This window comes from Oribacterium sp. KHPX15, assembly GCF_900107835.1.
Taxonomy (GTDB): Bacteria; Bacillota; Clostridia; order Lachnospirales; family Lachnospiraceae; genus Oribacterium.
In genome coordinates this window covers 1-5,379 of record NZ_FNRG01000064.1, presented here as the reverse complement: position 1 = coordinate 5,379, position 5,379 = coordinate 1, and the positions used below count along the sequence as shown (strand labels likewise).

Annotated in this window: 15 protein-coding genes; all 15 read left to right on the top strand. The window is 40.4% G+C overall.

The features are described 5' to 3' along the window. Positions 1 to 285: GNAT family N-acetyltransferase (locus BLV86_RS17095; protein ID WP_139297966.1), on the top strand; the 285-nt coding region annotated here is incomplete at its 5' end. A 20-nt stretch (positions 286 to 305) separates the two neighbouring features. After that, positions 306 to 452: a DUF488 domain-containing protein gene (locus tag BLV86_RS17090; protein WP_081828246.1), complete on the top strand. Its 147-nt coding sequence runs from the start codon at positions 306 to 308 to the stop codon at positions 450 to 452. Next, positions 425 to 640 (top strand): hypothetical protein, encoded by a 216-nt coding sequence (locus BLV86_RS17085; RefSeq protein ID WP_031555471.1) that lies wholly within the window; start codon positions 425 to 427, stop codon positions 638 to 640. The genes BLV86_RS17090 and BLV86_RS17085 overlap by 28 nt, the downstream gene beginning before the upstream one ends. 23 nt (positions 641 to 663) lie before the next feature. Continuing rightward, the gene (locus BLV86_RS17080) at positions 664 to 1,074 is read left to right on the top strand and encodes a peptide deformylase (RefSeq protein WP_090819989.1); all 411 of its coding nucleotides are present in this window, start codon (positions 664 to 666) and stop codon (positions 1,072 to 1,074) included. Between the two features lie 115 nt (positions 1,075 to 1,189). Then, a complete protein-coding gene (locus BLV86_RS17075; RefSeq protein WP_029201160.1) occupies positions 1,190 to 1,651 on the top strand; it encodes an RpiB/LacA/LacB family sugar-phosphate isomerase in 462 nt (153 codons plus the stop codon). A 23-nt stretch (positions 1,652 to 1,674) separates the two neighbouring features. Further along, positions 1,675 to 2,034 (top strand): arsenate reductase family protein, encoded by a 360-nt coding sequence (locus BLV86_RS17070; protein ID WP_090819986.1) that lies wholly within the window; start codon positions 1,675 to 1,677, stop codon positions 2,032 to 2,034. Between the two features lie 101 nt (positions 2,035 to 2,135). Beyond that, a complete protein-coding gene (locus BLV86_RS17065; protein ID WP_031555476.1) occupies positions 2,136 to 2,474 on the top strand; it encodes an arsenate reductase family protein in 339 nt (112 codons plus the stop codon). Between the two features lie 88 nt (positions 2,475 to 2,562). Further along, positions 2,563 to 3,075 carry an RNA 2',3'-cyclic phosphodiesterase gene (thpR, locus tag BLV86_RS17060; protein WP_031555479.1) on the top strand — a complete coding sequence of 171 codons (513 nt, stop codon included), beginning with the start codon at positions 2,563 to 2,565 and terminating at the stop codon, positions 3,073 to 3,075. 84 nt (positions 3,076 to 3,159) lie between these two features. Then, positions 3,160 to 3,285: a hypothetical protein gene (locus BLV86_RS18475; RefSeq protein WP_255342847.1), complete on the top strand. Its 126-nt coding sequence runs from the start codon at positions 3,160 to 3,162 to the stop codon at positions 3,283 to 3,285. A gap of 43 nt (positions 3,286 to 3,328) precedes the next feature. Continuing rightward, positions 3,329 to 3,532 carry a UPF0158 family protein gene (locus BLV86_RS17050; RefSeq protein ID WP_049962549.1) on the top strand — a complete coding sequence of 68 codons (204 nt, stop codon included), beginning with the start codon at positions 3,329 to 3,331 and terminating at the stop codon, positions 3,530 to 3,532. 18 nt (positions 3,533 to 3,550) lie between these two features. Further along, positions 3,551 to 3,742 carry a hypothetical protein gene (locus BLV86_RS17045; protein ID WP_090819983.1) on the top strand — a complete coding sequence of 64 codons (192 nt, stop codon included), beginning with the start codon at positions 3,551 to 3,553 and terminating at the stop codon, positions 3,740 to 3,742. Then, the gene (locus BLV86_RS17040) at positions 3,658 to 4,038 is read left to right on the top strand and encodes an AlkZ-related protein (RefSeq protein WP_442950769.1); all 381 of its coding nucleotides are present in this window, start codon (positions 3,658 to 3,660) and stop codon (positions 4,036 to 4,038) included. Before BLV86_RS17045 ends, BLV86_RS17040 begins: the two co-directional genes overlap by 85 nt. A 3-nt stretch (positions 4,039 to 4,041) precedes the next feature. Beyond that, entirely contained in the window at positions 4,042 to 4,212 is a 171-nt protein-coding gene (locus tag BLV86_RS17035) for a chorismate--pyruvate lyase (RefSeq protein WP_090819977.1), read from the top strand. Positions 4,213 to 4,267: 55 nt separating this feature from the next. Beyond that, positions 4,268 to 4,906, top strand: coding sequence for an alpha/beta hydrolase (locus BLV86_RS17030; RefSeq protein WP_330386260.1), 639 nt, complete (start codon positions 4,268 to 4,270; stop codon positions 4,904 to 4,906). Further along, on the top strand, positions 4,903 to 5,379 hold a 477-nt coding region (locus BLV86_RS17025), incomplete at its 3' end, for an HD domain-containing protein (RefSeq protein ID WP_090819974.1). The genes BLV86_RS17030 and BLV86_RS17025, both read left to right, overlap by 4 nt.

Here is a 5,379-nt window from a genome sequence, read left to right as displayed (position 1 = left end):
GATGAATTTTTCACTGATGAAAGCCTTCATGAGCCTGATGGAGAAACAGTAATGATTATGGGCCTTGACGTCCTTCCGGAGTACAGAAAAATGGGTCTTGCCAGGGAACTTGTTTTTAACTATTGCAGGAAAGAGCAGGCTCGCGGACGGAAGAGACTTGTACTGACATGTCATAAGGAAAAGATAAAAATGTACAGGAAATTTGGATTCGATGACCTGGGAGAGTCTGCATCCAATTGGGGCGGTGAAAAATGGCATGAGATGGAGATAAGACTTAATTTCTAGATGAATTGAGGCGACAATGTATGTACAGTATCAGGACTAAGAGAATTTACAAAGCACCAGAGGAAAACGATGGGATAAGGATACTTGTTGACCGGCTTTGGCCAAGGGGAATAAAGAAAGAATCAGCGGCAATTAATGCATGGGAAAAGGAAATATTATCTTCGTGATCGGCTTATACTATCTGATAGTAAAGGCCGGCATTCCATATCAGGATTCGACTGAGGAGCTTAGAATAAAGTATGCAATCAATATGGGTATTAGTGAAACACTTATTATAAACGGCTTCTATGTATTTGTACTGGGGCTTATTGGAAAGATAGTAGCATTTGTTTTGGGACTAAAGAAACATAATTGAAAATATATCAAAGGAGACCATCGATGGTTAGAAAGATAGTAAGAGATCCAATGTTTTTACAACAGAAGTCAGAATCCGCAACAGAAGCGGATAAGCAAGTGATCCAGGATCTTATAGATACATTAAATGCAAATCTGGAAAGATGCGTCGGTATGGCGGCAAACATGATAGGTGTACGCAAGCAGATAATAGTGGTTGCAGTTGGTCCTATAATTATTCCGATGATAAATCCGGTAATCACAAAGAAGTCAGGAAAGTATGAGACGGAAGAGGGCTGCCTTTCTTTGGATGGCATGCGCCGTTGCACCCGTTACAAAGAAATAGAGGTAGATTACCTGGATCAGAACTTCCAAAAACAGCACGGTAAATATAATGATTTTATTGGACAAGTTATACAGCATGAAATCGACCATTTTTCAGGCCAGTTGATATAACAGGAGGCAGTAATATTTGGTTGTTATACGCGATTCTGTCATCAATATTTGCTGCATTGACATCTATCTTAGCGTAAGGTTAATCAGGTATAAGTTATATACGAGGAGGGTTACTATGATAATAGCAATGGCAAACGATCACGCAGGAACAGAGATGAAAGAGGAGATAAAGGCTTATCTCATATCACAGGGTCATGAAGTAAAGGACTTTGGAACATATGATAAGGAGTCCTGTGACTTATCGGATTTTGTTTACCCGGCAGCTCTTGCGGTCGCAAAAGGAGAATGTGACCGGGGGATATTCTGTGACGGAGTAGGTTATGGAAGCGCACTTATAGCAAACAAGATAAACGGCTGTTATGCGGCAGTATGCCAGGATCCGCTCTGCGCAACACTCGCAAGGGAGCATACGGACTCAAATATTCTTTGTCTTGGCGCAAAGATCATTGGAGGTCTTATGGCGATGGAAGTAGTTAAGAAATGGCTTACTACGGAACCTCTTATGGAAGAAAAATATCGGAGAAGAGTACAGAAAGTATGTGATATCAACGACAAGCATTGTGTTCCGGTGAAATAATCACTAATGAGAAAGGATCTTAAATGGTTAAGATATATTGCTATAAAAAATGTTCAACGTGCAAAAAAGCGATGAAGTGGCTGGATGACAATAAAATTGCTTATACAATGACCGACATAAAGAATGATCATCCGGATGAGAAAATGCTCCGGGAGTATCATGAGAAGAGTGGTCTTCCGTTAAGGAAGTTATTTAATACCAGCGGACAACTATATCGCGAGATGGAGCTGTCAAAGAAACTGCCGGAGATGAGCGAAGACGATATGTTTAAGCTTCTGGCATCTGATGGAATGCTTGTGAAAAGGCCGTTACTGATCACAGAGGATAAGGTTCTTGCAGGATTCAGGGAAGCAGACTGGAATGAGGTCTTTCAAGAAGATTGATGGAGTAACAAAAACATGATGAATGTCAATTTACTTGCACTTGATGAAAGTGACCGTGATCAGTTTCCTGATGGAATGTTCAGGTTTGAGAAGGTGATGACATGATACAGATATTTGGAACGAAAAAGTGCAACGATACGAAGAAAGCACAGCGTTTCTTTAAAGAACGAGGCATAAAGTTTCAGTTTGTTGACATGAATGAAAAAGGTCTTAGCAAGGGGGAATTTACTTCCGTAGCACAGGCTAACGGTGGCATTGAGAACATGATAAACTCTGATGCCAAGGATAAAGATACCCTGGCACTTATAAAGTACATCGCAGAAGAAGACAAGCTGGAAAAGATACTTGAGAATCAACAGGTGATAAAGACTCCTATAGTGAGAAACGGCAAGCTTTCTACAATCGGTTACCAGCCGGATTTATGGAAAACATGGATATGATTGATCATCTCAAAAAACAGTAAGTGATTTTAGGCAGGTGGAGCCTGCCGAAGATAGAGTGACTTCGTATGTCACAAGGAGATGCAATATGCGCCTGTTCATTGCGATAAACTTTAATGAAAACATGAATTATGCTCTTTTAAAGATGCAGAATGATTTGAAGAGATGCGGGATAAAAGGCAGCTTCATTCGAGAAGAGAACCTCCACATTACACTGGTATTCATTGGTGAGAATGATGATCCCAGAATCATTGAGAAAATAATGCGTAATGTGTCATTTAGAGCTTTTACAATCAGGGTATCAGGCTTTAGGTTGTTTAAAGATATGATATTTGCCAATGTAGAGGATAATCCTGATCTAAGTGACTATGTGAAGAGGCTAAGACTTGCTCTTTCTGAGAACAACATAGATTATGATAGAAAGAGTTTTATGCCCCATATAACGTTTGTAAGACGAGTCAGTGGTACCAGCATGCTTGAGAAACAGACTGAAAAATCCATAGTTGAAACGATGAAAGTAAATAGAATTTCCTTGATGAAATCAGATCAAGGAAAATATGGGATGATTTATACGGAAATAGGGTATGCTAAGGCATTTTAGTATAGTTTATAAAGATGGTTCCGGAGGAGAAAGCATAAACGGGAAAGGAAATGCCATGATGACAAACTTAATATAGACGGTCCCATGGATGAAGTACTTAAGGATGCTGATGTTATCCATCATTGCATGAACGACCTTTCAAAACCCATTAAAGAAAAGGAACAGACAAGGTTTGACAGGCTTATGAAGGAATTTGGTATAGAGTCTTGATTATAATACTGAATAGCAGAAACTAAAAAGAAAAGCGAACATCATGGAAGCTTTCGTGAAAACGCAGTCAGGGGCGTTATATAAGAAACTGACACATGCCATACAAGGGAGAGGTGCATTCAGACGTTTTAAGGATACTGTTTACGATCTCGGAATTGATCAGAAGTGGTATGACTATCAGGCTAAAGCTTATAAGCGGATAGCTACTAGATGGTGTGAGGCAAATGACATTGAGTATGAAGAATGATTATCGCTAAGAGGGATTATGACTTTTTCAGATGATTTTGAGATTAGCTCCATGGAGGAACTAATAGAACTTATAGATGAGGTGGGGTTTGTCCCATTTTTTCAAATGAGATACAGGGCTTCTCACTGGAGGAGCATATTGCGCCGGGATGCTGGTATGACGATGCTGACAGTGAATTCTGGCCGGCATGGGAATGGAAAGGTCCTGTGATTCGGAAAATGAAGTGTGCCTATGGAAAATTTCTTAGAAACAAGGCCATGTACATAAGCCCTAAGTGGTTCCCTGATTTCGCGAACTTCCGAAGACAAGGGTATGATTTTGATGCAAGATACGATGATGGTCTTGCATCATTTTATGACAAGGAGCTTTTTGAGCTGCTGGATCTGAAGGCACCTGCCTTATCGAAGGATCTCAAGAAGGACGGCGGCTACGGGAAGAATGGCGAAAAGGATATTGCAGAATTCAAAAATGCCTTTAGTCTTAGGGATATTAGGAAGGAGTACTGAACCATGGAAACAAGACATTACGTTGTGGTAAGCATCGACGGTGATTATGCAAATCTTAAAAGGATAGATATTGAGTCTGATGATCTTATGCTCGTTGCAAGGGCATTGCTACCTAAGGACATCAAAGAGGGCAGCAAGCTTAAATATGAGATGCTGGAATACTCTATTGAATGATGATAAAGCCTGAATAGTTTGTGGATTTAGATGCTATAAAAAGAACGGAGGCAGTATGGTGGATACATTTGAATATGGAAGCCCGGATGCAGATATAGTTCTTATACAGCCTGTAGATGAATACGAACTGTCATCCATTGAAAACGAGGTAAATGAAATAATCCGGCTTTCAAATAAGGACTTCCGTTTGATTGCTGTTAAGATTGAAAACTGGAACAGGGATCTTTCTCCATGGAAAGCCAAAGCTGTTTTTGGAAAAGAAGATTTTGGCGATGGTGCAAAGGAAACTCTTGACCGGATATTGAAGCTCTGTACTGACAAGGATAAGCAATATATCATCGGAGGATATTCTCTTGCAGGGTTATTCTCCTTATGGGCTTCTTATCAGACAGACACATTTAAGGCTGTAGCATCAGCATCTCCGTCTATGTGGTTCCCGGGATTCATCGCTTATATGAAAGATAATGAGATCAAAACAGATGCTGTTTATTTAAGTCTCGGTGACAAGGAAATGAATACCCGTAATCCGGTCATGGCAACAGTAGGAGACTGCATAAACGGGGCATATAAATATTTAAAAGAGAAAGGCTTCGATGTTTTCCTTGAATGGAATAAGGGCAATCACTTTAAGGATGCTGATATAAGAACTGCAAAGGCGTTTTCATGGGCACTGGAAAGGATGGTAGAAAAATGATAACGAGAGAAGAAGCTTTTAATTTGCTGAAGAAATACAATAAGGATCCTTTCCATATCCAGCACTCGCTGACAGTGGAAGCAGTTATGAAGTGGTATGCGAAGGAGCTTGGATATGAGGATGAAGAAGATCGCTGGGGCATCGTGGGACTTCTCCACGACATTGATTTTGAACTTTATCCAGAGGAACACTGTCTTAAGGCTGTATCTTTACTAAGGGAAGGCGGGGTAGATGAGGGGATCATACATTCTGTCTGTTCACATGGATATGGGATAACTGTATCTTGTGGTGTGACAATAGACGTTGAACCTATACACGAGATGGAAAAAGTACTGTTTGCTGCTGATGAACTTACAGGTCTCATCTGGGCTGCGGCACTTATGAGACCATCAAAGAGCACAAAGGACATGGAATTAAAGTCCCTGAAAAAGAAGTATAAGAGCAAGGGCTTTGCTGCCGGCTGTTCCAGAGAA